Below are 26,303 nucleotides of genomic sequence, written 5' to 3'. Positions count from 1 at the left end.
CAGCCTCGAAGGGCGCCGGGCCATGGTGACCGGCGCCAATACCGGCATCGGCCGCGGCATCGCGCTTTCGCTGGCGGCAGCCGGCGCCGAGATCGTCGCCGTCGGCCGCTCGTCCATGGCCGAAACCGCCGACGCGGTGCGCCAGGCGGGCGGATCGATCGCCGAAGTCACCATGGACCTTGCCGAAACCGGACGCGTCGCCGCCGCCTTTGACGAGGCATGGCGCACGCACGGACCGATCGACATACTCGTCAACAATGCCGGCATCATCCGCCGCGCCGACGCCGTCGACTTCTCGCTCGATGATTGGGACGTGGTGATGGACGTGAACCTGAAGTCGGTCTTCCTCCTGTGCCAGGCACATGCCCGCGCCGCACTGGCCGGCAATCGGCCGGCAAAGATAATCAACATCGCATCGCTGCTTTCCTTCCAGGGCGGCATACGCGTCGCTTCCTATACGGCCTCGAAGAGCGCCGTCGCCGGTCTGACGAAACTGTTGGCCAATGAATGGGCGGCCAGGAACATCAACGTGAACGCCATCGCGCCCGGCTATATCGAAACCAACAACACCGAGGCCTTGCGCAACGATCCGGAACGTTTCGGCGACATTCTCAAGCGCATTCCGGCCGGGCGCTGGGGACGGCCCGACGATATCGGCGGGGCGGCCGTGTTCCTGGCCAGCGATGCGGCCAATTATGTTCACGGGGCGATCATTCCGGTCGATGGCGGCTGGCTGGCGCGGTAGAATGGAGCAACGCATGAACAAGAGCAGCAATTTCGTCCGGCCCTCGGAGGACGGGTGGCTACCGGCCGACCCCGGCGTGCGCCGGCGCGTCCTGGCGCATGACGAGCAGCTTATGATCGTCGAGTTCGCCTTCGAAAAGGACGCGGTCGGCAAGCCCCATTCGCACCCGCATGTGCAGGCGTCCTACGTGGCGCAAGGGCGCTTCGAGGTGACGGTCGACGGCGAGACGGAGGTGCTTTCGGAGGGTGCAAGCTTTGTCGTGCCGTCGAATGCGGTTCACGGTGTGCGGGCGCTCGAGCCGGGGCGGCTGATCGATTCCTTCACGCCGGCGCGCGGCGATTTTCTATGATTGGATGGTCCGGCGGCGCATCTTCGCGTTGACGCCGTCATGCGCTGATGCACATGATCGGTCGGTGAATCGCGGCCGCGTCGGTTTCTTCCCGCGGCGCCCTCAAGAACATGCAGATCGAGGCCAATGACATGCAGCACGCCGAAATCGGATTAATCGGGCTCGGCGTGATGGGCGCCAATCTCGCCCTCAATATTGCGGAGAAGGGGCACCGCATCGCGGTGTGGAATCGGACGAGCGAGAAGACGACGCAATTCGCCGACACCGCCGGTCCGCTGCGCGAACGCATCATCGCCTGCGAAACGCTGAAGGAGCTGACCGCGGCGATCCGTCCGCCGCGGCCGATCATCCTCATGGTTCCGGCGGGCGCGGCGGTCGACGAGCAGATTGCCGCACTCAGGCCGCTGCTTGCCGCCGAAGACATCATCATCGATGCCGGCAATGCCAATTTCCGCGACACGATGCGCCGTTTCCAGGAGATCGAGGGCTCGGGACTGACCTTCATCGGCATGGGTGTGTCGGGCGGCGAGGATGGGGCGCGGCATGGGCCGTCCATCATGGTCGGCGGTTCGGACGAGGCCTGGCGCAGGGTCGAAAAGATCCTCGTGTCGATCGCCGCGCGCTACAAGGACCAGCCCTGCGTGGCGCGGCTCGGCAACAACGGCGCCGGCCATTTCGTCAAGACGATCCACAACGGCATCGAATATGCCGACATGCAGATGATCGCCGAGGTCTACGGCATCATGCGCGATGGGCTCGGCCTGTCGACCGACGAGATGGCGAACCGCTTCGAGGCATGGAACGCCGGCAAGCTGGAATCCTACCTGATCGAGATCACGGCCAAGGTGCTTGCGGCACGCGACCCCGACAAGAAGGTTCCGGTCGTCGATCTGATCCTCGACCGCGCCGGGCAAAAGGGCACCGGGCGCTGGTCGGTCATCGAGGCGCAGAAGATGGGCGTGCCGGCCACGGCGATCGAGGCGGCCGTCGCGGCGCGCAGCCTGTCGGCGATGAAGGCCGAACGCGAGGCGGCCGAACAGGCCTATGGCGCCGTCGATCGCAGCATCCCCGCCGCTGAAGCCGAGGCTTTGCTTGCCGATCTCGAAGCGGCCCTTTTGGCCGGCAAGATCGCGGCATATGCGCAAGGCTTTGCCGTCATGCAGGCGGCGTCCGGCGAATTCTACTGGAACCTGCCCATGCCGACGATCGCCCGCATCTGGCGTGCCGGCTGCATCATCCGCTCGCAATTCCTCGACACGATCGCCGAGGCATTTGAAGAATCAAAGCCGGCAAACCTCCTTCTCGCCCCACGCTTCGTCGAGCTGATGCAAGAGACGAATCCGGCACTCAGGCGGGTGGTGGCCACGGCCTCGCGCGCCGGAATTGCGGTGCCGGCACTCTCCTCCGCCCTTGCCTATTTCGACGCCTACCGGCAGGGGCGCGGGACCGCGAACCTCATCCAGGGTCAGCGCGACTTCTTCGGCGCGCACGGTTTTGAGCGTATCGACATGCCGGGCGCGCATCACGGCGCGTGGGCGCAATCGCGAGGGTGAGCGCGGCCGGCGTGCAAATGTGAGAAAAAGATGGGTGCGAGCGCCGGCATCGAGCAGTCGCGGCCTTGCCTTTATCCGCGGCGAGCAGCCAGTACATTGGCCACCAGGATCAGGCAGGCCCCGATCAGGGAAACACCAGCGAGCGACCAGCCTACAGCATGCCAACCGTAGGTCTCCGCCAGAAATCCGGCAATCGGCGGCCCTATCAATGTGGCAATCCCGCCGCACTGCGCCACGGCACCGACGACCGAGGCGGCCGCCGCTTCTGTCACCGCCACGCAAGGAATGAGGGCGAAGATGCTCGAGGCCGCCATGCCACCAGCAAAGGCATAGACGGGCATCGCCAGTATGTCGAAATTGACGGACGAGTAGAGCAGGCATGCGGCCAATGCGGCCGCGACGAAGCCGGCAATGGCAAGGATTCTCGGGCGGTTTGAACTTGGACCCTTCAGCAAGGCTGCCGTGGCGAAGCTCCCAAGGGGAACGCAAATAGCCACAAGGGGTGCGGAGACGGCGTGGCCCGTTTCAAGCGTGCTTATATATTCGGGCAGGAAAGTGAAAAAGCCGATGGACAGGTAGACATAGAGGCCGAAGGCGATTGCCAAGGCCAAGCCTGCCGATGGAATCGGAGCCGGCGTGACCGGCGCTTGCTTGCTTGGCACCGCATCAGCGGGTGATACGAATATCGCGAGCATCAACAATGCCGCCATGGGGGCTGCAAACGTCAAGAGCGTCCATTCCAACGACCAACTGACCGGCAGCAGGGCGACCTGGAGGTTCGCCAGAGCATAGCCGACCGGAACGAAGCTGCCCCAGAGCGCGAGAAAGAGGCTTCGCATATGCACAGGTGAAAAGGTTACCAGATAGGCGGGCGCGGCGATCACCATGACGACATAACCGGCTGCCTCGACGCCTCGCGACATGACGAGTGTCGTGGGAGACTGCGACAGCCCGAGGGCGACCGCGCCACCAATCATCACCAATGCGCTTGCCAACAGGCTCCGTGTGGCTCCGATTCGGGCAACCATGCGCGCGGCGGGGTAAGCTGCGAGCGCGACGAAGAGTCCGAGCAGGGACGTTAGCCAACCAGCGAAAGTCAGACTTATACCCAGGTCCGCCTGCAACCGTCCGACAAGCGGTGCAATCTTTCCCAATTGCATGCCGGCCGCAAAGCCAATGCACAGGACAAGCGTGCTGGACGCGGCGCTGCTCACAACCTGCAATGCCATACCCTCTGCCTTTTGCGATTCACATCGCGACGATTTGTAAAACCTTAACTTTACTTTAGGTCAACAAAAGGTTGTGCGAGCGCCTTCCGTCGCCAAAGGCTGGTCTTAGTCTACAGACGGAGGGATACGGTCGTCGCGGCTCGGCGAGCCTGGTGGAGGGCCTGGATCTATTCTCCGCCCGCCGCATCGACGGGCCTCTCCTCCCAGACCGGGCGGCTGATCGCCTGCAGCGTCTCCGGCCTGGCGCCGCCGATGCGCTTGATGAGCGCGCGGGCGACGTCGCGGCCGGCAAGCGTGAAATCCTCGTGCGCGATGAAGATCTGCCGGCGGAACCAGTGCAGGAACTGCGTCGACTGCTTGGAGACGATGTCGACGTCGTGTCCGAGCTCGAGGCCGGCCTCCTCGATCCCCGCCACCAGGGCGATCGTCGCGCCGGCGCCCGAACTGACGATCCCGTCGGGACGGTTCTTCCTGCACATGAGATCGGCGGCCAGCGCCCGGATCCGGTCGAGCGGCAGGTCGAGATGGGCCGAGGGGAAGGGAGCCTCGCTGGCGCCGGTCTCCAGCAGCCCTTCGGAAAAGCCGTTTCGCGTCTCGTTGTAATAGGTGAGGAAAGGCGGCGGCGGAAGCAGGGCGAGCTTGCGCCGGCCGGCCCCGACCAGGGTGCGCACGGCCTGTGCGGCATAGGCGTGGTTGTCGTAATCGTGAAACGGGTGCGTGACACCCATCGCCGTGCGGCCATGGGTGGCGAAGGGGAAATCGTGCTCGACCATGTAGCGCACTCGCGGATCGTCCGGTTCCGTGCGCGAAATGATGATGCCGTCGGCCGAGCCCGTCTCCACAACGTAGCGCACCGGCTCCAACGGGTCGTTGGTGCGCGAATAGGGCGTGACGACGAGATGGTAGGGCGTGTCCGCCAGGGCCTCCGAAATGCCGTAGATGATGTCCGACAGGAAGCCCGTCACCTCGTCCTCGGTGTTGAGGATGAGGCTGATGACATTGGTCTTGCCGGTGCGCAGGCGCACGCCGGCCCGGTTCGGACGGTAGCCGATCTGCCTGGCGACGAGCTGCACGCGCCGCCGCGTCGCTTCGCCGATTTCGGGCGCATCCTTCAGGGCCCTGGACACCGTTGTCACGCCGAGGCCCGTCATGAAGGCGATGGTCTTGAGCGTCGGACGTTGTCCGTCCTTTTCCGCCAGGCCGGTCTCTGCCGGCGCGGCTACCGATCGTTCCTTTGTTTTCTTGTCCATCGTTTCAACCCGTCGCCCCGAAACGCTGGATGCGTACAGGACAGTGCTCCAATCCGGCCGGCCACCGCATAGACGTCTCGACGGACGGTGCCAAGCCATTTGCGCCCATTATCACCTGAAACGTTACAGGGAAATAGCAGTGTTTTCTGCCGCTTTGCTGTCCTGTGCTTCCACGCCGGTTCCGAGCAACGCAGGTCGTGCTCGGTTGCAGCGCAAACGGAAATGGATTCAATGCCGTATCGCCCTCCAGGCGCGCTGGCCGCTGCGCTGCAGCACCGCATGGCGCGATCGTTGCACTGCGAATTGTTTCGAGAGTCGCAAAAAAAAGCGCGGCCCCGGCCAATCGACCATTGCGTGGTTGAATCGATTCGCATAGGCTTCAATCTGTAACGTTTCAGATTCAGGGAGGAGTTAAGATGCGTTATAGGCTCTCGGCCGCAGTTCTGGCGGCAGGTGTCGCATTTCCGCTTGCGGCTCAGGCGACCGATCTCGAAGTCACGCATTGGTGGACGTCGGGCGGCGAGGCGGCGGCGGTCGCCGAGCTTGCCAAGGCCTTCGACGCCACCGGCAACAAATGGATCGACGGCGCCATTGCCGGCAGCGGCAACACGGCGCGTCCGGTCATGATCAGCCGCATCACCGGCGGCGACCCGATGGGCGCCACGCAATTCAATCATGGACGGCAGACCGAGGAACTGATCGAGGCGGGCCTCATGCGCGACGTGACGAAAGTCGCCGAGGAGCAAGGCTGGGTCGACATCGTCAAGCCGGCTTCGCTGCTCGACAGCTGCACCGTCGACGGCAAGATCTACTGTGTCCCGATCAACATCCATTCCTGGGAATGGCTGTGGCTCTCCAACAAGGCGTTCGAGGATGCCGGCGTCGAGGTGCCGACGAACTGGGACGAATTCGTCGCCGCCGCGCCCGCGCTGAAGGAGGCCGGCAAGGTTCCGCTCGCCATCGGCGGCCAGCCCTGGCAGGCAGGCGGCGCCTTCCGTGTCCTGGTGACCGGCATCGGCGGTCCGGATCTCTATGAGAAGGTCTATGGCGACAAGGACGCCGATGCCGCCGGCGGCCCGGAAATGGCGAAGGTCTTCGATGCGGTCGAGGACATGCGCGAAATGTCGGCCGGCTCGAACGTGCAGGATTGGAACCAGGCGACCAATCTGGTCATCACCGGCCAGGCTGGCGGCCAGATCATGGGCGACTGGGCGCAGGGCGAGTTTCAGATCGCAGGCCAGGTGGCGGGCGAGGACTATAGCTGCCTGCCCGGACTCGGCGTGAACGAGGCGATTTCCACCGGCGGCGACGCCTTCTACTTTCCCACGCTGGATGATGAAACCGAGTCCGCGGCGCAACTCGAGCTGGCCTCCGTCATGCTCGACCCGAAGACCCAGGTTGCCTTCAATCTGAAGAAGGGGTCCCTGCCGGTTCGCGGCGATGTCGATCTGGAAGCGGCCAATGACTGCATGCGCAAGGGCCTCGACATCCTGGCCAGGGGCGACATCGTGTCGTCCGGCGAGCAGCTCATGAACCAGGATTCGCTGAACCAGATCAACGATCTGATCGCCGAATTCCTGGCCACGCCCGACATGACGACCGAGGCGGCACAGGAACGCTTCGTCGATATCGTCGCAAGCGCCAAGTAACGATTGCGCCAGCGGCCGCCGCTTCCTTTGCGAACCGGCGGCCCGGCCCTCCCCTTCAAGCTTCAGTGCGGGAAGCTACTGCATGTCGTCCGAACATGAAAACAGACCTCCCATGAGGCTGTTCAGGAACATGACGGCGAAGATCGCCTCTTTGCCGATGATCCTCACGGCCAGTGTCGTCTTTGCCGGCGGGACGGTGTGGACCTTCGTCTATTCCTTCACCGATTCGGGACTTCTGCCCCGGCTGCGCTTCGTCGGGCTCGATCAGTACGAGCGGCTTTGGTCGACGCGACGCTGGCTCGTCTCCATCGAGAACCTGTTCATCTACGGCGTGTGCATGCTGGTCTTCTCGCTGGTGATCGGCTTCGTTCTGGCCGCGCTGCTCGACCAGAAAATCCGTTTCGAGAACACCTTCCGGACGATCTTCCTCTATCCCTTCGCGCTGTCCTTCATCGTCACCGGCCTTGTCTGGCAGTGGCTGCTCAATCCCGATTTCGGCATCCAGGGCGTGGTGCAGGGCCTGGGCTGGACGAGCTTCGATTTCGATCCGCTCTACGACCCCGATATCGTCATCTACGGCATCCTGATCGCCGCTTTGTGGCAGAGCACCGGCCTCGTCATGTGCCTGATGCTGGCCGGCCTGCGCGGCATCGACGAGGATATCTGGAAGGCGGCGCGTGTCGACGGCATTCCGATGTGGCGGACCTATGTCTTCATCGTCATACCGATGCTGCGCCCCGTCCTGGTGACGGCGCTGGTCATCATCGCGTCCGGAATCGTCAAGGTCTACGACCTCGTCGTCGCCCAGACGAGCGGCGGTCCCGGCATCGCTTCCGAGGTGCCGGCCAAATACGTCTACGACATGATGTTCTCCTCGCAGAACCTGGGACAAGGCTTTGCCGCCTCGACGATGATGCTCCTGTCGGTGCTGATCGTGCTCATCCCCTGGGCCTATCTGGAATTCGGGAAGAAGAAGCATGGATAACACCGTTTCGGCCGACCTGCGTGACCTCGACACGTCGGGGCCCAGCGGGCCGCGTCCGCGCCGCACCTTCTCGCGCCGCAACATCTTCCTCTACGGGACGCTGCTGGTCATCGCCCTCTACTATCTGCTGCCGCTTTATGTGATGGTCGTGACCTCGCTCAAGGGCATGCCCGAGATCCGCCTGGGCAACATCTTCGCGCCGCCGGTCGACGTCACCTTCGCGCCCTGGGTCAAGGCCTGGTCGCAAGCCTGCACCGGCCTCAATTGCGACGGCCTGTCGCGCGGCTTCTGGAACTCGGTGCGCATCACCGTGCCCTCGGTGGTCCTTTCGATCGCCATCGCCTCGGTCAACGGCTATGCGCTCGCCAATTGGCGCTTCAAGGGCGCGGAGACGTTCTTCACCATCCTCATCTTCGGCGCCTTCATCCCCTATCAGGTGATGCTCTATCCGATCGTCATCCTGCTGCGCGAAATGGGCCTTTACGGCAGCCTCTGGGGGCTGGTGATCGTGCACTGCATCTTCGGCATGCCGATCCTGACGCTCCTGTTCCGCAACTATTTCACCTCGCTGCCGGAAGAACTGTTCAAGGCGGGGCGCGTCGACGGAGCGGGGTTCTGGGGCATCTATCTCAGGATCATGGTGCCGATGAGCCTGCCCATCTTCGTCGTGGCGCTCATCATCCAGGTGACCGGCATCTGGAACGACTTCCTGTTCGGTGTCGTCTACACGCGGCCCGACACCTATCCAATGACCGTCCAGCTCAACAACATCGTCAATTCGGTCCAAGGCGTGAAGGAGTACAATGTGAACATGGCGGCCACCCTACTGACGGGACTCGTGCCCCTCGCCATCTACTTCGCCTCCGGCAGGTTCTTCGTTCGCGGCATCGCCGCCGGGGCAGTCAAGGGCTGACGATGGAGGCCGCGACCATGGAAAGCGTGATCGTCAAGGATCTGTCACTGAATTTCGGTGCCGTGAAGGTTCTGAATTCGCTCAATCTCGCAATCGAACAGGGCGAATTCCTTGTCCTGCTCGGGCCGTCCGGCTGTGGCAAGTCGACCTTGTTGAACTGTGTGGCCGGCCTGCTCGACGTCTCAGCCGGCCAGATCTTCATCAACGGCAAGAACGTCACCTGGGAAGAGCCGAAGGACCGCGGCATCGGCATGGTCTTTCAGTCCTATGCGCTTTACCCGCAGATGAGCGTGGCCGGCAATCTGTCCTTCGGCTTGCGTGTTTCCGGCATGCCACGGGACGAAATCGACAAGCGGGTCTCGCGGGCGGCCGAGGTCCTCCAGATCGAATCGCTGCTCAATCGCCGGCCGGCAGCGCTTTCCGGCGGCCAGCGCCAGCGCGTCGCCATCGGCCGTGCCCTGGTGCGCGACGTCGACGTGTTCCTCTTCGACGAACCGCTCAGCAATCTCGACGCCAAGCTGCGCAGCGAACTGCGTGTCGAGATCAAGCGCCTGCACCAGCGCCTCAAGAACACGATGATCTACGTCACCCACGACCAGATCGAGGCGATGACGCTGGCCGACCGCATCGCCGTCATGAAGGGCGGCGTGATCCAGCAGCTCGACACGCCGCAGGCGATCTACAGCCAGCCGGTCAACCGCTTCGTCGCCGGCTTCATCGGTTCGCCCGGCATGAACTTCCTCGACGGCGTCCTGGCCAAGGGTCCGGTCTTCGAGGCGGACGGCCTGACCGTGGATCTCGAACGCTATCAGTTCGAAAGCACGGACGGAACCGGCCGCACGGTGCAGCTCGGCATCAGGCCCGAGCATGTCTTGATCGGCGAGGCTGCCGCCGCCATGCCGCACACGGCCGAAACGGCGGTCGAGCTGGTCGAGCCGATGGGCTCCGACACGCTGGTGTGGACCAGGCTGGGCGGACAGGCCTTCGCCCTGCGCGTCGATGCCGAGCGCGCCGTGCGCGACGGCGATACGATCCGCATCGGCTTCGATCCCGCCCGGGCTTCGATCTTCGACGCCGTGAGCGGCGAGAGACTCTGACAAACCCAAATCGATCCCTCTATCCACCAATGAAAGCCGAAGTGATGAACTGGTCATTCCAACTTTACAGCGCGCGCAATTTCCAACCCTGGGACGACGTTCTCCGCATGGTCGCCGAGGTCGGTTACAGCCAGGTCGAAGGTTTTGGCGGCGTTTATGACGACCCGAAGGGTTTCAAGGCGATGCTCGACGAGAACGGGCTGACCATGCCGAGCGGGCATTTTTCGCTCGACATGCTGGAGAAGGAAACCGCGAAGGCTCTCGACATCGCCGATGCGCTCGGTGTCGGGATCGTGATCTGCCCTCATCTGGCGGTAGAGAACAGGCCAACCGACGCGGACGGCTGGAAACGGTTTGGCGAAAGACTGGCCGTCGTTGGCGACGCGGTGAAGCTCGCCGGCAAGCGGTTTGCCTGGCACAACCACGATTTCGAGTTCGCATCGACGGCGGACGGCGCGGTGCCGCAGCGGCTGATCCTTCAGGCCGCGCCCGATATCGGTTGGGAAATGGACGTCGCCTGGGTGGCGCGCGGCGGCGCTGACCCGCTCGCCTGGATCGAGGAGTTCGGGCCGCGCATCGTTGCCGCGCATGTCAAGGACATCGCACCCGCGGGCGAGGCGGAGGACGAGGACGGCTGGGCCGATGTCGGCCACGGCACGATGGACTGGAAGGGGCTGATGGCTGCCCTGCGCGCCAGCACGCCGGCCGATATCTTCGTCATGGAGCACGACAATCCGAGCGACGCCGCCCGCTTCGCGCGCCGCTCCATCGAGGCAGCCAATCGGTTCTGAGGGACGAAAGATGACAGGCAAACTTGGCGTCGGCATCATCGGCAGCGGCAATATTTCCGCGACATATCTCGGCCTCGCCCCGCTCTTCCGTGGCATCGAGATGCGGGCTTGCGCCGACATCGACACGAAGGCGGCCGAGGCGCGGGCGCGCGAATACGGCGTGCGGGCGGAGACGGTGCCGGGCCTCCTTGCGGCCGACGATATCGACATCGTCGTCAATCTGACCGTTCCGGGCGCCCATTACGAGGTGTCGCGCGACATATTGGAGGCCGGCAAGCATCTCTATTCCGAAAAGCCGTTCGTGCTCTCGGTTGAGGAGGGGCAGGACCTTGCCGAACGCGCGGCGAAGAAGGGGTTGCGCATCGGCTCGGCGCCCGACACCTTTCTCGGCGGTTCGCATCAGTTGGCGCGGGACTTGATCGATTCGGGCAAGCTCGGACGCATTACCAGCGGCACCTGCCATGTCATGAGCCATGGCATGGAGCATTGGCATCCTAATCCTGACTTCTTCTTCCAGCCGGGCGGCGGCCCGATCCTCGATCTCGGCCCCTATTACATCGCCAATCTCATCCAGCTGATCGGCCCGGTGAAGCAGGTGGCCGCGCTTGCCACCATTCCCGCGCCCGAGCGCACGATCACCTCCGAGCCGCGCCATGGCGAGACGATCAAGGTCGCCACGCCGACGACGATCCACGCGCTGATGGAGTTTGCAAACGGCGCCGCCGTGACCTTCAATGCAAGCTGGGACGTGTGGCAGCACGGCCATGCGCCGATGGAGCTTTATGGCGAGCGCGGCACGGTCAATGTGCCCGATCCCAACTTCTTCGGCGGCGAGGTGCGCTTCACGAACGGCGCCGATCCGGCCAGCGAGCCGCCGCAATGGGATCACCCGTTCGGCAAGCCGAACCAGGAGCACGCGCACGGCATGCAGGCCAACTACCGCACGGCGGGACTGGCCGACATGGCGCTGGCGATCGGCGAGGGTCGGCCGCATCGCTGCTCGCTCGAACTGGCACTGCACACGATCGACGTCATGACGGGCATTCTTGAATCGGGCGAGACCGGCCGTTTCGTCGCCATGCGCACGCGTTGCGAACGTCCCGCGCCGCTCGGCGTGGCCGAAGCGAAAGCGCTTCTGGTTGACAGCGAATAGCGCTATCGAGAAGGGCGGCGCCCAAGCGCCGTCCGCGACGATTAGAAAGAGGATTTGAATGATGGGCTGGCAGCCTGCCGACAACCGCTACGAGACGATGAGATACAACCGCTGCGGCCGTTCCGGGCTCAAGCTGCCGGCGCTGTCGCTCGGCCTGTGGCACAATTTCGGCGACGATACGCCCCATGCGGTCAAGCAGGCGATCTGCCGCAAGGCCTTCGACCTGGGCATCACTCATTTCGATCTCGCCAACAATTACGGCCCGCCGCCGGGATCGGCCGAAGCCGCCTTCGGCCGCATCCTGCGCGAGGATTTTGCCGGCTATCGCGACGAGCTGATCGTCTCGACCAAGGCCGGTTACGGCATGTGGCCCGGCCCCTATGGCGAGTGGGGCAGCCGAAAGTATCTCCTGGCATCGCTCGACCAGAGCCTGAAGCGCATGGGCCTCGACTATGTCGACATCTTCTACTCCCACCGCTTCGACCCCGACACGCCGCTGGAAGAGACCATGATGGCGCTCGACCAGGCTGTGCGCTCGGGCAAGGCGCTTTATGCCGGCATCTCGTCGTACAATTCGCAGCGCACCCGCGAGGCGGCCGCCATCCTTGGAGATCTCGGCACGCCGTGCCTGATCCACCAGCCGAGCTATTCCATGATCAATCGCTGGGTCGAGGATGACGGGCTGCTGGACACGCTCGAGGACGAGGGCATCGGCTCGATCGTCTTCTCGCCGTTGGCGCAGGGCATGCTGACGGGGAAATATCTCGACGGCGTTCCCGAAGGCAGCCGCGCCACCCAGGGCAAATCGCTGCGCCAGAGCTTCTTGAACGAGGAAACGCTGGCCAATATCCGCCAGCTCAATGCGATCGCCGAACGGCGCGGCCAGACGCTGGCGCAAATGGCCATTGCCTGGGTGCTGCGCAAGGGTCGCGTGACCTCGGCACTGATCGGGGCGAGCCGGCCGGAACAGGTTGAGGATTGCGTCGGTGCGCTGGCCAACCCCGACTTCTCAGAGGAGGAACTTGCCGAGATCGACCGTTACGCGCGCGAGGGCGAGGTCAACATCTGGGCGGCGTCAGCCGAACGCAAGGGGCCGGCGCGCCAGTAGATGCGACGAAGGGGCCGGGCGCGTGCGCCCGGCAGATCAATCTTCAATTGGCTTGTTATTTTAGCCGTGTCAGCAGGCCCGCCATCAGCCGGGCACGCTCGACCAGGCTGTCGATCTCGATATATTCGCCCAGCGTGTGCAGGCCGGCGCCGCGCACGCCGATGGAATCGAGCGTCGGGATGCCGAGCGCGCCGGTGAAATTGCCGTCCGAGCCGCCGCCGGCGCTGCCATGGGTAAGCTCGAAGCCGATCTCGCCGGCGATCTCGCGCGCCACTTCATAAACCGCCATCGTTCCCGCGTCCCGTTCCCAGACCGGCCGCGTGACGCCGCGCGTCACCTCGATCACCACGTCGTTCTCCTCGCCCGACAAGGCGAGCATGCGCTCGATGCCGTGATCGAGATCGTGCTGGCGCTTGGCCATAGACAAGACCTCCGCCTGGCAGGACGACGAGACACAGTTGACCCATTGTCCGGCATGGACGACGCCGACGGAAAAGGTGCAGTCTTCGCCTGTCATCGCCTCGATCTCGAGGATCTTGCGCGCCATGGCGGCGATCGCCGAGCGTCCGTCCTTGAGCGCCCAGCCTGCATGGCTCGGCCGGCCGGCCGTCTTGACGTTGAAGCGCGCGATCGCGTAGCGCCCCGTGACCGCGCCGCCGTCGCCGCGCGCCGGCTCCGGCACCAGCACGATCTTGTTCTTGCGCGCCTCCATCTCGATCAGCTCGCGCGTCGACGGCGTGCCGACTTCCTCGTCGGGCGTGAACAGGACGGTGACGGGCAGCGGCGTTTCGATGCCGGCAATGGCCAGTTGGCGGATGGCCTCGAGGCTCACATAATTGCCGCCCTTCATGTCCTGGATGCCGGGGCCGTAGCAGCGCCCGTCCTCGATGCGCCACGGGTTCTTTTCCAGCGTGCCGATCGGGTGCACCGTGTCGAGATGACCGGAAATCAGGATGCCCGGCTTTCCGAAATCCTTGTGCGCAAAACGCGCCCTGACCGAGCCGCCAAAGCCCATGCGGCCGGGGATGCGTTCGATCTCGGCGCCGGCGGCTGCCAGGTCGTATGCCGCCAGATCCATCATGCGGTCGACGGCGGCTGCGTCGAAGGTCGGGCTTTCGCATTCGATCCAGGGTTTCAGTCCGGCAAGGATCGTTTCGGTGTCGAAAGGAAGGTCGTTGATGGTCATTGGCTGGTTCCGATTGTGCAATGGACTGGATTTGGGTCGGGTTCCTTCGCGCCCCCCTCTGGGCTGCCGCCCATCTCCCCCACAAGGGGGGAGATCACGCCACCTCAAGGCTTCGCTTCCTCTGCAAGATCGGAGATTGGCGAACCTGTCGATGCAGGACGATCTCCCCCCTTGTGGGGGAGATGCCCGGCAGGGCAGAGGGGGGCGAGACCGGGCGCGGCATAGGCGTCTGCCTAAAGCGGCAGGCGCTTTTCGACTATGCGTGCCATGATGCTGGCGCCGACAGGCAGGATCGCATCGTCGAGCACGAAGCCCGGATTGTGAGCCGGCAGCGTGCCGCCATGGCCGAGCGTGCAATAGGCACCCGGCACCACCTTCAGCATGTCGGCGAAATCCTCGCTGCCGGTCACCAGATCATGCGTCTGCGCGGCGTTCTCCTCGCCGACGATCTCGCGCGCGGCGTCGAGATAGGCCTCGGACAGTTGCGCGTCGTTCATCAGCACGTCGAAGATCGGCCGCAGATCGGGAACGACCTCAACCTCGTAGCTCGTGGCAAAACCGGCGCAGAGGTTCTCGACACGCCGGTGGATGAGCTCTTTCACCTCGTCGTCGAAATAGCGGATCGTGCCGGAGATGACGGCCTTGTCGGGCACGACATTGTAGGCGGAACCGGAATGGATCTGGGTGACGGAGACGACGGCGGGCCGGATCGCCTCGACATTGCGGCTGACGATCGACTGCAGGCTCTGCACCAGCGCTGTGGCGATCACGATCGGGTCCTTGGCATGATGCGGCATGGCGCCGTGGCTGCCCACGCCCTTGATCGTGATGTCGAAGAAGGTCGAGCCGGCCATGGCCGCGCCCGGCTTGACGCCGAACTTTTGCGGCTCGGCCAGCGGATTGTTGTGCATGCCGTAGATTTCGTCGCAGGGAAAGCGCTCGAAGAGCCGGTCGGCCAGCATGGCGCGTGCGCCGCCGAGGCCTTCCTCGGCCGGCTGGAAGATGAGGACGGCGCGTCCGGAGAAATCGCGTGTTGCGGCGAGATAACGTGCCGCGCCCAGGAGCATGGTGGTGTGCCCGTCATGCCCGCAGCCATGGAAACGCCCGGGGTTCTTGGAGCTGTAGAGCAGGTTGGTGAGTTCGTCCATCGGCAGCGCGTCCATGTCGGCGCGCAGGCCCACCGTGCGCCCGCCCTCGCCCTTGCCCTTGACGATGCCGATGACGCCCGTCTTGCCGATGCCGGTATGGACCTCGTCGACGCCCCATTTCTCCAGGAGTTCGGCGACGATCCCCGACGTGCGCACCTCCTCGAAGCCGATCTCGGGATGGGCGTGAAAATCGCGGCGGATCGCAGTCAGGTCGTCGGCATAGTCGGCGATTTGCGGCAGAACGGGCATGTCGATTGTCTCCGGGTAGGGGCTATTGCATGGAAAATGAGGGGGGTGTGAGAGAACGCGATACCGTTTGCAAAGGCTCACGCGCTCCCCAGCTCACGGAAATTGGCAAAATCCCAGTTGCGGCCCGGGGCGGCCTCGATGAGGGTGCGGGTATAGGCGTGCTGCGGGTTGGCAAGCACATTGGCCGCCGTGTCGTGCTCGACGATGCGGCCGCGCTGCATGACCACGACCTCGTCGCAGATCTGGGCGGCCACGCGCAGGTCGTGCGTGATGAACAGGATCGCGATGCCGAGCTTGTGCTGCAATTCGTCGAGCAGGTCGAGCACCTGTGCCTGCACCGACACGTCGAGCGCGGAGACCGCCTCGTCGGCGACAAGAACGTCGGGCTCCATGGCGATTGCGCGGGCAATGGCGACACGCTGGCGCTGGCCGCCGGAGAACTGGTGCGGATAGCGGCTGACCGCGTCGTCCGGCAGGCCGACCAGGGCCAGCAGCTCTGCCGCCCGGGCCATCGCCTTTGCACGGTCCTCGCCCATGTTGAGCGGTCCCTCGATCAGGCTGCGGCCGATCGTCCAGCGCGGATTGAGCGAACGGAACGGGTCCTGGAAGACGATCTGGATATGCTTGCGGTGCGGCAGCAGCCGGCGCCGCGACAAGGTGGCGATGTCGGTGCCGTCGACGCGGATTTCGCCGTCCGTCGGATCGACGAGCCGCATGATGCAACGCGCCACGGTCGACTTGCCCGAGCCGCTCTCCCCGACGATGCCGAGCGTGCGGCCCCTGGCGATCTCGAAGCTGACGTCGCTCGCCGCGTGCGTCGGTTCGCGGCGCACGAAGATGCCTGGCGTACTGTAGGTCTTGTCGAGTCGTTTCACTTCCAGCACCGGCCCGCTTTCCGCGGCCAGCCGCGAAGGACGCGGGACCAGGCTCGGCACGGCCGTCAGGAGCTGGCGCGTGTACTCCTGCCGGGGGCGCCGCAGCAATTGCTCGACCGGCGCCTGCTCGACGATCTCGCCCTGCTTCATGACATGCACCGTGTCGGCGATCTCGGCCACGACGCCCATGTCGTGGGTGATGAACAGGACGGCCGTGCCGTGCTTTTCCTGTAGCTCGGCGATCAGGCTCAGGATCTGTTGTTGGGTCGTCACGTCGAGCGCGGTGGTCGGTTCGTCGGCGATCAGCAATTGCGGCTCGAGCACCAGCGCCATGGCGATCATGATGCGCTGGCGCTGGCCGCCGGAAAGCTGATGCGGATAGGAGCGGTAGATGCGCTCGACATCGGGCAGATGCACCTGGCCCATGATGTCGAGGACTCGCGCCCTTCTTTCCTTCGCCGGCATGCGGGCGTGGGTGTCGAGCACCTCGCCGATCTGGTCGCCGACCCGCATGACCGGATTGAGTGCGGTCATCGGCTCCTGGAAGATCATGGAAATGCGCCGGGCGCGCATCTCGCGCATCCGGGTCGGGCTGAATTCGAGCAGGTTGCCACCGTCGAGCTCGATGCGCCCGCCTGTGGCGGCCAGCGCACCCTTGGGCAAAAGCCCCATTACCGCCAGCGACGTGACGGATTTGCCCGAGCCGCTTTCGCCGACCAGGCATGCGGTCTCGCCCTTGCGGATCTGCAGCGAGACGTGGTCGAGCACGGGCGCCGCCTGCGGGTTGTCGACCAGGCCGACTGTCAGGTTCTTGATGTCGAGAACGACCGGCGCGTCATCGAATTTGCGGGATTTGAACTGCATGGTCACGCCTCCCGCTTCTTCAGGCGCGGATCCAGGAGGTCGCGCGCCGTGTCGCCCAGAAGGTTGATGGACAGGATGCACAGCGACAGCATCAAGCCCGGCCAGAAGATGAGCGACGGCTTCAGTTGGAAATAGATGCGGCCCTCGGCCATGATGTTGCCCCAGGTGGGGATCTCCGTCGACACACCGGCGCCGAGGAAGGACAGGATCGCTTCGGTCAGGATCGCCGAGGCGCAGATATAGGTCGCCTGCACGGTCAGCGGGGCGAGCGTATTGGGCATGAGATGCTGCCATAGGATCTTCGGCATCGACGAGCCGAGCGCGATCGCCGCCTCGACATAGGGCTCCTCGCGCGCCGAAAGCACGACCGAGCGCACCAGCCGCACGACGCGCGGGATCTCGGGAATGGTGATGGCGAAGACGACCGACCAGATGCTCGGCCCGTTGAGCGCGACGAGCGCGATGGCGAGCAGGATCGACGGGATCGCCATCAGGCTGTCCATGATGCGCATGACGATGGCGTCGGCGAGGCGGAAGAAGCCGGAGACCAGACCGATGGCCAGTCCGATCAGCACGCTGACGAGCGCCGCGGCGATGCCGATGAACAGCGAGACGCGCCCGCCGGTGATGACGCGCGACAGCACGTCGCGGCCATAGGCGTCGGTGCCCAGCGGATAGGTGTCGCTCGGACCCTTCAGCCGCTGCACGGCATCCATCGCCATGGGGTCGTGCGGTGCGATCAGCGGAGCGGCGATGGCGGCGATGACGATGACGGCGAGCACCACCGCGGCGATGATGGGCGCGGCGCCGATCCGCCATTTCTTCGGCAGGGCGATGGCGCTGAAGACCCATTGCAGCCTGGCTGCCGGTTGTGATGGAGCAGCCATCAGTAGCGAATCCTCGGGTCGATGAAGGTGTAGGAAAGGTCGATCAGCAGGTTGATGAAGACGTAGATCGCGCTGGTCAGCAGGATCATCGCCTGGATGACCGGATAGTCGCGGGCCAGGATCGCGTCGACCGTCAGCCGGCCAATGCCGGGAATGTTGAACACGCTCTCGGTGATCACCACGCCGCCGATCAGAAGCGCGAAGCCGGTGCCGATGATGGTCATGATCGGCACGGCGGCGTTGCGCAGCGCGTGGCGGAACAGGACGATGTTTTCCTTCACGCCCTTGGCGCGGGCCGTGCGGATATAGTCCTCGCCCAGAACTTCCAGCATGGAAGCACGCGTCATGCGCGCAATCAGCGCCACATAGATTGTCGCCAGCGTCAGGCATGGCAGGATGGCGCGCGCCAGGAAGCGGCCGAGATCCTCCGACGGCGCCGCATAGCCCTGCACCGGAAGCCAGCGCAGTTCGATGGAGAAGATCTGGATGAAGATGTAGCCGATGACGAAGACGGGGATGGAAAAGCCGAGCACCGAGAAGGTCATCACGGCGTAGTCGACCCATGTCCGGTGGCGCCAGGCGGCCACCACGCCCATCGGTACCGCAATCAGCACCGACAGGATGATGGTCAGGACGGCGATGTTGAATGTCGGCCAGATGCGCTGGCCGATCATCGACGTCACCGCGGTGCTGGAGATCAGCGACGTGCCGAGGTCGCCTTTCATCAGCAGGCCGACCCAGGTCACGAACTGGACATAGAGCGATTCGTTCAGGCCCAGGGATTCGCGGATGCGCTCGAGCTGTGCCGGTGTGGCCGAGTCGCCGGCAATGATCGCCGCCGGATCGCCGGGCGTCAGCCGCAGGAGAAGAAAGACGAAGACGGCGACGATGGCCATGACGGGAATGACCGCCAGGATGCGCCGGATGATATAGCCAAGCATCGGTTGCTGTGCCTTTGGTTTCAGTGCTCGCGGCGCCTGTGACAGGCTCCCGCCCCCACGGGCAGGACTGTCACCTATCGCGCATTGCCCTCTCATCGACCCGCTTCGCGGGCCACTTCTCCCCCGCAAGGCAGGGGAGAAGAGACGCTTCCATCAATGCCTCAGTCCACCTTGTCGATGTTCCAGAACACCGGGACCGGCGACATCAGCATGCCTTCGAGCTTGTTGGAGCGCGCCTGGGGCGCATAGTACTGGCCAAGCGGGATATAGTTGACGCTGTCCATCGTGTGGATCTGGATCTTCTTGGCGACCTCCTGGCGCTCTTCCAGCGTCTTGGCGGCGATGAATTCGGCGCGCAGCGCCTCGATCTCGTCGTCCTTCGGCCAGCCGAACCAGGCGTCGTCGCCGCGCCCGTTGAGCATCGGGCTGATCAGCGGATTGTCGACCTCCGGCACCATCCAGTTGGTGAAGAAGATGTTCCAGCCGCCATCGGCCGGCTTGGCCTGGCTGGCGCGGCGGGTAACCAGCGTCTGCCAGTCCATCGCCTGCATATCGACGTTGAAGCCGGCATTGCGCAGCGCCTGTGCGGCGACCACCGGCTGTGCGGTCAGCGTCACCACGTCGGTCGGCTGCATGAGCACGATCGGCGTGTTGTCATAGCCGGCTTCCTCGAGCAGTTTCTTGGCGCCCTCTATGTCGCCCCCGCTGACGAGCGTGTCGGACCCCGTCTCGTCGCCGAGCGGCGTGCCGCAGCCGAAGATGGCGCCGCAGACCTTGTAGTAGTCCGGATTGCCGATCAGCGTCGCGAGAACGTCCTCCTGGCTCAGTGCCATCATGGCGGCCTGGCGGATCTCCTTGTTGTCGAACGGCGGATATTTGAAGTTCATGCGGCCGATGGTCTGGTAGCCGAGATCGTCGCGCACCTCGATGGTCACGTCCTCGCTCGTCTCAAGGATGGGCAGGAGATCGACCGGCGCCTGTTCCAGATAGTCGATTTCGCCCGACATGATGGCGTTGATGGCAGTCTGGGCGTCGGGCATGGTAACCCACTTCACCTCGTCAACCTTGACGTTTTTGCCGCCGGCCATCCAGCTTGGCTCCTCCTCGCGCGGCACATAGTCCTCGAACTTCCTGTAGGTCACCGAGACGCCCGGCTGGTACTCGTCCTCGACGAAGACGAAGGGGCCGGAGCCGACATATTCGGTGATCGCGGTGTCGGCCGGCGTGTTGGCGGCGATGCGCTCGGGCATGATGAAAGGCGGCAGGGCCGACTGCTTGGCAATCGTGTCGAGAAGCGGCGCGAAGGGCTCCTTGAGCGTCCAGACGATCGTCTTGTCGTCGGCCGCCTCGAGGCTCTCGGTGACGTCGAAAATGAGCTGGCCGCCCGAGTCCTTCTGGCCCCAGCGCTTCAGCGATGCAACAGCATCGGCTGCCGTCACCGGCGCGCCGTCATGGAATGTCAGACCGTCGCGCAGCGTGAATGTATAGATCAGGTTGTCGTCCGAAATCGTCCAATCGGCCATCTGCGGCTGCGGCGTGAAATTCTCGTCGACCGCGACCAGAACGTCGTAGATCATGTAGGCGTGGTCGCGCGTGATGTGGGCGGTGGTGATCACCGGATCGAGCACGCGAAGGCCCGAATGCATGACGGCGGTAATCGTCTTGGCCTGTGCCGCGGCGGAGGTGGCAAGGCCGGAACCGACCAGGACCGCACCCGACAACAGGGCAGCCGCCGTGCCGCGCATCGTGCGGCTCCAATGTCGCCGCCGGCTCTCGGCCGATGGAATCGATGAATTTATGCTCAGCATGTCCTTTTCCCTCTGTTGATTTCAGTCGCACGAACTACGGTCTTGTTGTTTTGCGTCCGGTTGGGCCGGCGTCGGTTGCTAAGGCGGTTCTTGCGCCGCCTTGTCTTGGGATCTTTCAGGCCTCCACGGTCCTGGTTTGCGCGCCGTGGCTTCCATGGAAGACCGGCCCATTGGGCGAAAGCCGCATGCCTTGAGCCAGGCGCGTCCAGGGCAGGTCGGCCGGGTCGAGCGGCATCGCGCCTGGCGCCTTGCCGACCAGGATGGTCTCGGCGATCGGCTCGAAGTCGGCCCGGAAATGCACCGAGCTCTTGTTGACCAGGATGGCCATCTCGGTCGGCTCGATGCCGACGAAACGATACATCGCCTGATCGGCCATTTGCGCCTTGTGGGTGGTGACCACGATCTTCACCCCGCCAATCGACAGGCAGGCGGAGGGTCCGACATTCATATGCGTCCCGCCATAATAGGGGCCGGTGGCATGCAGGTCGCCATTGGAAAGCGCCTCGACGCGGAACGTTGCCGCGAAAGGCGCATCGCCGGCAATGTTCGACCTGCCGCCGAGTGCCAGTGCAATCTCGGCGCCCTTGCCTGCCGCGTGCGCCGCCCGCGCGGCCTGCGGGTCGACCATCAGGCCGATGGCGGCGTGTTGCGCATCGTTTCTCACCAGTGCCCGCAACATGCCGGTCGTGTCGGAATTGCCGCCCGCGCCCGGATTGTCCTGCGTGTCGGCGATGACAACGGGTTTTGTCGCTCCGGCGGCGATGCGCATGGCCTCGGCCACGGCCGCGTCGGGATCCAGGGCTCGTCCGGCAAATGCATCCTCGCTCTCCAGGACCATGCCGCGAATGCGGTCAGCCGCGGCGTCGGCGGCCGCCTGCGTCTCGCCATAGGCGATCACGGTCGGTCCGCATTCGGCAAAGTCGGCCGCCGGAAAGCCGGTCCAGAACGATGTCGAGGCCACAGTGTCGCGTTCGAGCCGGGCGACCTCCTCATAGATGCTTTTCGCCGGCTCCATGGACGTGCATTGCCAGGCAATTGGGATCAGATAGGGCAGGCGGCGGAACGCTTTTGCGAAGGGCTTTCCGCGCGTCATCAGGGCATCGAGGCCGACCGCTGCGCGCCGGCCCGTCTCGGCCATGTCGACATGCGGATAGGTGCGGAAGGCGACGAGAAGGTCGGCATTGTCGACCATCTTCTGCGTCGTGTTGCCGTGCAGATCGAGGCTGACGGCGATCGGCACGTGCGGTCCCACGACGGCCCGGATGCGTGCGATCAGTTCGCCTTCGCCATCGTCGAGATGGTCGCAGACCATGGCGCCGTGAAGGTCGAGACAGACCCCGTCGAGCGGCATCGCCGCGGCAATGCCCGAAACGATCTCGCCGGCGATCTGTTCATAGGCCGCCTCCTCGACATGAGCCGACGGTATGGCGCCCGTCCACACGACCGGAACCATCTCCCAGCCATGGGCCGCGCCATGCGCGACGGCGCCCGAGATGCCCAGATTGACCCCCGGACAGCGCTTGAGGATTTCGTCGCCGCGGCTGAGCGGCAGATATCCGCCGCCTTGCTCGAAATCGGCCAGAGTCGCCTTGGACGGAGCGAAAGTGTTGGTCTCGTGGAGAAATCCCGCCAGAGCGACACGCAGTGTCATCGTGCGCCCTCTGCGGGAACAGGGATGCCGACAGATGGATCGTTGCAACCCGGCTGCTCAACCGGTCTCGATCGTGCCGACATGATACCCCTCATCAGCCGTTTCCCCTGGAAGCGCCGCTTGACAGTATTGATATCGCTATGCGATACGCTCGTATCATAATCATGATAAGTGCAGCGATTGTCACGAGTCAATGCACATTTGGGAGCACGCTCTTGCAAATGGTCCGTAGGGCGGCGTACGGGGTTCGACCTGTCACCAGCATCGACGACAGCGATCCGCTGTTCATTCAGTCGATCGGCCGTGCGGCGCAGGTGATGGCCGTCTTTCACGACGCCGCCAAGCCGCTCACCTTGAACGAAATCGCCACCCGTTGCGGTATCGGCAAGAGCGCCGTGCAACGCGTTGTCCACACGCTGCGCCATCTGGGCTATGTCGAGCGCGCCGAAGACGACAGGGGCTATGTCCCGGGCATCCGCTTCCTCGACAACACGCTGGACTATCTGCGGCTCAACCCGCTGATTGCGCGTGCTTCGCCGGTTCTTCTGGAGTTGCGGCGCAATGTCCGCGAGCGGGTCGATCTCAGCCTGCGCGACGGGCTGCGGCTCGTCTATGCATCACGCCTGCAAAGCAAGCGCGAAACCTTCTTCGCCACGTTGGTCGGCCAGAGCGTGCCGGTCTATTGCACGTCGGGCGGCATGGCGGTCATGGCGCATCTCGATGACGACGAAGTCGATGACATCATCGAGCGCTCGGACCGTGTGCCGATCACGCCGCGCACCATCACCGAGCCCGATGCGATACGGCGGCAAGTGTGCCAGGCGCGCGACAACGGTTATGCTCTCGCACTTGAGCAGGTGCTCGTCGGGGAAGTCGCCATCGGCGTCGCCATTCTCGGCCATGGCGGACGGCCCCTCGGTGCGATCCACGTCGCCGGTTCGCTGGCCGAATGGGAGGCCGATGTCTTCTGCAAGCGATTCGCGCCGCTCGCCGTCGAGGCGGCCGGTGCCATTAGCCGGCTCTGACGCCGCCTTTGCCGTTCACGGCTTGGGGTCGGCTTCGAGGTAGGCGATCACGTCGGCGATGTCCTGATCGTCCTTGAGACCCGGAAATGCCATGCGGCCCTTGGGTATCACGGATTTCGGTGCGCGCAGATATTTCGCCAGATTCTCGTCGTCCCAGACCAGCCCCTCGGCGCCGGCCTCCTTCATGTTGGGGGAATATTTCGACTGGAAACTTTCCACCGTTCCTGCGGTGCGCCCGACAACGCCGACGAGATGCGGTCCGATCTTGTTCTGCTCCTTGTCGGCCGTGTGGCAGGCCCTGCATTTGTTGAAGACCTTTTTGCCGGCCACGGCATCGCCGTCGGCATGTGCCGCAACGGGCACCGAAAGAGCCAGCGCCGCGAGAGCAGGGACAAGGACACTCGAAAGTTTCATGGGATAATCTCCTCCCTCTTACAGACAATCGATATCTCGCATGAGCGGCTGATGCCGGTGCGCGACCGGGAAGCACGCAGCAGATCCTGTCTGGATGCGACCATCACGCTAATAACCCACAGTCGCCGGCGCGCTGACCGTGAAGGCCTCGACGCGCAAGGACGAGGCGCAAAACCCCAGCAGCAGGAGAATTCCTGTGCCAATGACGAGCAGCAATATGGTTCTCGTATCCATCATTCCGACCACGGCGCGATGTCCTGACAGAGTACCGGACACGGCCGGCGAATGCCACATGATCGCGCCGTCCTTGTGCGGCAAAAGGACGCGACAAATCGGCACTTAGACGTTATGGTGAGGTTGGTGCAGGTCGCGGCTGGACGGGACTGTTCATCAACACCGCGCCGCGGGAACCGCGACCGAGCCGAACCTGATTCAGGAGGATTGGTCATGGCGAATTTTCACGTCTATGCGGGGGCCCAGAAGGCAATTGCGCATCCGAAAGTGCAGCAGATCGGGATGGCCGACGTTTTCGACGCCTTGCGGCTGGGCTTCGAGGATTTCTGGGCCAAGCCCTCGCATTATGTATTTTTGTGCCTGATCTATCCGATCGTCGGCATCATTCTTCTGACCTGGGCCTCGGGCGGAAATACGCTGCAGCTGGCATTCCCGCTGGTGTCGGGTTTCGCCTTGCTCGGGCCTTTCGCGGCGATCGGACTGTATGAGATGAGCCGGCGCCGCGAAGTCGGCATCGACACGTCCTGGGCGCATGCACTCGAGGTGCGCAAATCGCCCGCCATTCCTTCCATTCTTGCCGTCGGTGCGCTGTTGGTCGCCCTGTTCCTGGTTTGGATGTTCACCGCGCAGGCGCTCTATGCATGGCTGTATGGTCCAGAGCCGCCCGCATCCTTGCTCGCATTTCTCAACGAGGTCCTGACCACCCAGCGCGGCTGGACGTTGATCCTGCTCGGCAACCTTATCGGCCTTGTCTTTGCCCTGGTGGTCCTGAGCACCACGGTTGTCGCCTTTCCGCTGCTGCTGGATCGCGACGTCGGCGCCTATGCGGCGATCGAGACCTCGGCGCGCGTCATGCTCGCCAATCCCGCCGCGACCCTGCTGTGGGGGCTGATCGTGGCGGTGGCGCTGGTGATCGGGTCGATCCCGCTGCTTGCCGGCCTGGCGGTCGTCATTCCGGTGCTGGGGCACGCGACCTGGCATTTCTACCGCAAGACTGTGGTTTCGCCGGCAGTGAAGAAGTCGCGCTCCAAGGGCTGAACGCCGCTCCGCGCACTGCCCCTTGCGGGGCGGTGCGCCTCACCCCCCGCCGGAAAACAGCGTCGCGCGAGTGACTTCGGTGTAGTTGGATTCGATGGCCATGATGGCCACGAAGACGAGCACCGCGACCGGCGGCAGCAGGATCGCATAGGCCAGGGCCAGCCGCTCCCACACCATGTGCATGAAGACGGCGACGATCAGGCCCGCCTTGAGGATCATGAATGCCAGGATGAGGCCCCAGCGCAGATAGCCCTGCAGTTCTGCATAATCGACCATGTAGGAACACGCGCTGAGGACGAAGAGCCAGAACCAGACCCAGAGATAGACGCCGATCGGGTGCTGCTGCCCGTGGGCATGTGCGGCCTCGCCGGTCCCCGGCGCAACTGATTGTGCCTGTGCTTCAGCCTGTGCCATCGCTCTTCCTCACCACAGATAGAAGAATGCAAAGATGAAGACCCAGACGAGATCGACGAAGTGCCAGTAGAGCCCCATGATCTCGACATGCTCGTAGTCGCCGCGGCGGCTCGTGAAGAAGCCGCGCTCGCCGCGGTCATAATCGCCGCGCCAGACCTTGCGGGCGACGATCAACAGGAAGATGACGCCGATCGTCACATGTGTCCCGTGGAAGCCTGTGATCATGAAGAACGCGGAGCCGAACTGCGCCGCCCCCCACGGGTTGCCCCAGGGCCGCACGCCCTCGGTGATCAGCTTGGTCCATTCGAAGGCCTGCATGCCGACGAAGGTCGCGCCCATCAGCGCGGTGAACAGGATGAGGATCACCGTCGCGCGCCTGTTCTTGCGATAGGCCATGTTCACCGCCAGCGCCATCGTGCCGCTCGAGGAGATGAGCACGAAGGTCATGATGGCGATGAGGATCAGCGGGATGTCGGCGCCGAACATGTGAAGCGCGAAGACCTCGCTGGCATTCGGCCACGGCACGGTCGTCGACATGCGCGCCGTCATGTAGGCGAGCAGGAAGCAGCCGAAGATGAACGTGTCCGACAACAGGAAGATCCACATCATGGCCTTGCCCCAGGACGCGCTCTTGAAGGCGCGCTGGTCCGACGACCAGTCGGCGACGATGCCCTGCAGGCCGTCCGGGCGTGGCGGCTCTCCGGCCTTCATCGAATGAAGCGTCGTCTCGGCCATGTCGATCATCCC

The 26,303-nt window shown here is 64.2% G+C and carries 25 protein-coding genes; 13 read left to right on the top strand and 12 right to left on the bottom strand.

Going from position 1 to position 26,303, the window contains the following annotated elements; translation table 11 throughout:
- The first annotated feature begins 22 nt into the window (after positions 1-22).
- The 3 genes from kduD (at position 23) to gndA (ending at position 2,647) form a co-directional block, all read left to right on the top strand.
- The gene (kduD, locus tag GM909_RS01410) at positions 23-745 is read left to right on the top strand and encodes a 2-dehydro-3-deoxy-D-gluconate 5-dehydrogenase KduD (protein ID WP_235911584.1); all 723 of its coding nucleotides are present in this window, start codon (positions 23-25) and stop codon (positions 743-745) included.
- Positions 746-758: 13 nt separating this feature from the next.
- On the top strand, positions 759-1,094 hold the full coding sequence (locus GM909_RS01405; RefSeq protein ID WP_157014395.1) for a cupin domain-containing protein: 336 nt from the start codon (positions 759-761) through the stop codon (positions 1,092-1,094).
- Between the two features lie 131 nt (positions 1,095-1,225).
- Positions 1,226-2,647 carry an NADP-dependent phosphogluconate dehydrogenase gene (gene gndA / locus GM909_RS01400; protein WP_157014394.1) on the top strand — a complete coding sequence of 474 codons (1,422 nt, stop codon included), beginning with the start codon at positions 1,226-1,228 and terminating at the stop codon, positions 2,645-2,647.
- Between the two features lie 71 nt (positions 2,648-2,718).
- On the opposite strand, the gene GM909_RS01395 is transcribed toward gndA, so the two are convergent.
- On the bottom strand, positions 2,719-3,876 hold the full coding sequence (locus GM909_RS01395; RefSeq protein ID WP_157014393.1) for an MFS transporter: 1,158 nt from the start codon (positions 3,874-3,876) through the stop codon (positions 2,719-2,721).
- Positions 3,877-4,043: 167 nt separating this feature from the next.
- Entirely contained in the window at positions 4,044-5,126 is a 1,083-nt protein-coding gene (locus GM909_RS01390) for a LacI family transcriptional regulator (protein WP_157014392.1), read from the bottom strand.
- Between the two features lie 416 nt (positions 5,127-5,542).
- Between GM909_RS01390 and GM909_RS01385 the strand changes: the two genes are divergently transcribed.
- The 7 genes from GM909_RS01385 to mgrA all read left to right on the top strand — a co-directional run bounded on the left by GM909_RS01385 (position 5,543) and on the right by mgrA (position 12,822).
- The gene (locus GM909_RS01385; protein ID WP_157014391.1) at positions 5,543-6,775 is read left to right on the top strand and encodes an ABC transporter substrate-binding protein; all 1,233 of its coding nucleotides are present in this window, start codon (positions 5,543-5,545) and stop codon (positions 6,773-6,775) included.
- A gap of 82 nt (positions 6,776-6,857) precedes the next feature.
- Entirely contained in the window at positions 6,858-7,760 is a 903-nt protein-coding gene (locus tag GM909_RS01380) for a carbohydrate ABC transporter permease (RefSeq protein ID WP_157014390.1), read from the top strand.
- A complete protein-coding gene (locus GM909_RS01375) occupies positions 7,753-8,673 on the top strand; it encodes a carbohydrate ABC transporter permease (protein ID WP_157014389.1) in 921 nt (306 codons plus the stop codon). The genes GM909_RS01380 and GM909_RS01375 overlap by 8 nt, the downstream gene beginning before the upstream one ends.
- A 17-nt stretch (positions 8,674-8,690) precedes the next feature.
- A complete protein-coding gene (locus GM909_RS01370; RefSeq protein WP_157014388.1) occupies positions 8,691-9,770 on the top strand; it encodes an ABC transporter ATP-binding protein in 1,080 nt (359 codons plus the stop codon).
- A 44-nt stretch (positions 9,771-9,814) separates the two neighbouring features.
- Entirely contained in the window at positions 9,815-10,561 is a 747-nt protein-coding gene (locus GM909_RS01365; protein WP_157014387.1) for a sugar phosphate isomerase/epimerase family protein, read from the top strand.
- Positions 10,562-10,571: 10 nt separating this feature from the next.
- Positions 10,572-11,714 carry a Gfo/Idh/MocA family protein gene (locus GM909_RS01360; RefSeq protein ID WP_157014386.1) on the top strand — a complete coding sequence of 381 codons (1,143 nt, stop codon included), beginning with the start codon at positions 10,572-10,574 and terminating at the stop codon, positions 11,712-11,714.
- Positions 11,715-11,775: 61 nt separating this feature from the next.
- Complete coding sequence (mgrA, locus tag GM909_RS01355) at positions 11,776-12,822, top strand: L-glyceraldehyde 3-phosphate reductase (protein WP_157014583.1); 1,047 nt, start codon at positions 11,776-11,778, stop codon at positions 12,820-12,822.
- Between the two features lie 55 nt (positions 12,823-12,877).
- On the opposite strand, the gene GM909_RS01350 is transcribed toward mgrA, so the two are convergent.
- The 7 genes from GM909_RS01350 to GM909_RS01320 all read right to left on the bottom strand — a co-directional run bounded on the left by GM909_RS01350 (position 12,878) and on the right by GM909_RS01320 (position 22,431).
- On the bottom strand, positions 12,878-14,008 hold the full coding sequence (locus GM909_RS01350) for a M20/M25/M40 family metallo-hydrolase (RefSeq protein WP_157014385.1): 1,131 nt from the start codon (positions 14,006-14,008) through the stop codon (positions 12,878-12,880).
- 233 nt (positions 14,009-14,241) lie between these two features.
- Positions 14,242-15,405: a M20 aminoacylase family protein gene (locus tag GM909_RS01345; RefSeq protein WP_157014384.1), complete on the bottom strand. Its 1,164-nt coding sequence runs from the start codon at positions 15,403-15,405 to the stop codon at positions 14,242-14,244.
- Between the two features lie 77 nt (positions 15,406-15,482).
- The gene (locus GM909_RS01340) at positions 15,483-17,144 is read right to left on the bottom strand and encodes an ABC transporter ATP-binding protein (RefSeq protein WP_157014383.1); all 1,662 of its coding nucleotides are present in this window, start codon (positions 17,142-17,144) and stop codon (positions 15,483-15,485) included.
- Positions 17,145-17,146: 2 nt separating this feature from the next.
- A complete protein-coding gene (locus tag GM909_RS01335) occupies positions 17,147-18,031 on the bottom strand; it encodes an ABC transporter permease (RefSeq protein ID WP_157014382.1) in 885 nt (294 codons plus the stop codon).
- Positions 18,031-18,972 carry an ABC transporter permease gene (locus tag GM909_RS01330; RefSeq protein ID WP_157014381.1) on the bottom strand — a complete coding sequence of 314 codons (942 nt, stop codon included), beginning with the start codon at positions 18,970-18,972 and terminating at the stop codon, positions 18,031-18,033. Before GM909_RS01330 ends, GM909_RS01335 begins: the two co-directional genes overlap by 1 nt.
- Positions 18,973-19,133: 161 nt before the next feature.
- Positions 19,134-20,717: an ABC transporter substrate-binding protein gene (locus GM909_RS01325; protein ID WP_198174076.1), complete on the bottom strand. Its 1,584-nt coding sequence runs from the start codon at positions 20,715-20,717 to the stop codon at positions 19,134-19,136.
- A 178-nt stretch (positions 20,718-20,895) separates the two neighbouring features.
- On the bottom strand, positions 20,896-22,431 hold the full coding sequence (locus tag GM909_RS01320) for a M81 family metallopeptidase (protein ID WP_157014379.1): 1,536 nt from the start codon (positions 22,429-22,431) through the stop codon (positions 20,896-20,898).
- Between the two features lie 221 nt (positions 22,432-22,652).
- On the opposite strand from GM909_RS01320, the gene GM909_RS01315 reads away from it, so the two are divergent.
- The gene (locus GM909_RS01315; protein ID WP_157014582.1) at positions 22,653-23,456 is read left to right on the top strand and encodes an IclR family transcriptional regulator; all 804 of its coding nucleotides are present in this window, start codon (positions 22,653-22,655) and stop codon (positions 23,454-23,456) included.
- A 15-nt stretch (positions 23,457-23,471) separates the two neighbouring features.
- On the opposite strand, the gene GM909_RS01310 is transcribed toward GM909_RS01315, so the two are convergent.
- Positions 23,472-23,870, bottom strand: coding sequence for a c-type cytochrome (locus GM909_RS01310; RefSeq protein WP_157014378.1), 399 nt, complete (start codon positions 23,868-23,870; stop codon positions 23,472-23,474).
- 51 nt (positions 23,871-23,921) lie between these two features.
- Here GM909_RS01310 and GM909_RS01305 point away from each other — a divergent pair, with 51 nt between their 5' ends.
- A complete protein-coding gene (locus GM909_RS01305; RefSeq protein WP_157014377.1) occupies positions 23,922-24,131 on the top strand; it encodes a hypothetical protein in 210 nt (69 codons plus the stop codon).
- A 186-nt stretch (positions 24,132-24,317) separates the two neighbouring features.
- Positions 24,318-25,142 carry a DUF2189 domain-containing protein gene (locus GM909_RS01300; RefSeq protein ID WP_157014376.1) on the top strand — a complete coding sequence of 275 codons (825 nt, stop codon included), beginning with the start codon at positions 24,318-24,320 and terminating at the stop codon, positions 25,140-25,142.
- 39 nt (positions 25,143-25,181) lie between these two features.
- On the opposite strand, the gene GM909_RS01295 is transcribed toward GM909_RS01300, so the two are convergent.
- Together GM909_RS01295 and GM909_RS01290 are read right to left on the bottom strand one after the other, a co-directional pair.
- Positions 25,182-25,556 carry a cytochrome C oxidase subunit IV family protein gene (locus GM909_RS01295; protein ID WP_157014375.1) on the bottom strand — a complete coding sequence of 125 codons (375 nt, stop codon included), beginning with the start codon at positions 25,554-25,556 and terminating at the stop codon, positions 25,182-25,184.
- A 9-nt stretch (positions 25,557-25,565) separates the two neighbouring features.
- Positions 25,566-26,291 (bottom strand): heme-copper oxidase subunit III family protein, encoded by a 726-nt coding sequence (locus GM909_RS01290; protein WP_157014374.1) that lies wholly within the window; start codon positions 26,289-26,291, stop codon positions 25,566-25,568.
- Positions 26,292-26,303: the final 12 nt, after the last annotated feature.

The sequence above is a fragment of the Mesorhizobium xinjiangense genome, from assembly GCF_009749525.1.
In the GTDB taxonomy this organism is placed as follows: domain Bacteria; phylum Pseudomonadota; class Alphaproteobacteria; order Rhizobiales; family Rhizobiaceae; genus Mangrovimarina; species Mangrovimarina xinjiangensis.
The sequence above is the reverse complement of the archived record's forward strand: the minus strand, read 5'-3'. Positions and strand labels throughout refer to the sequence as shown.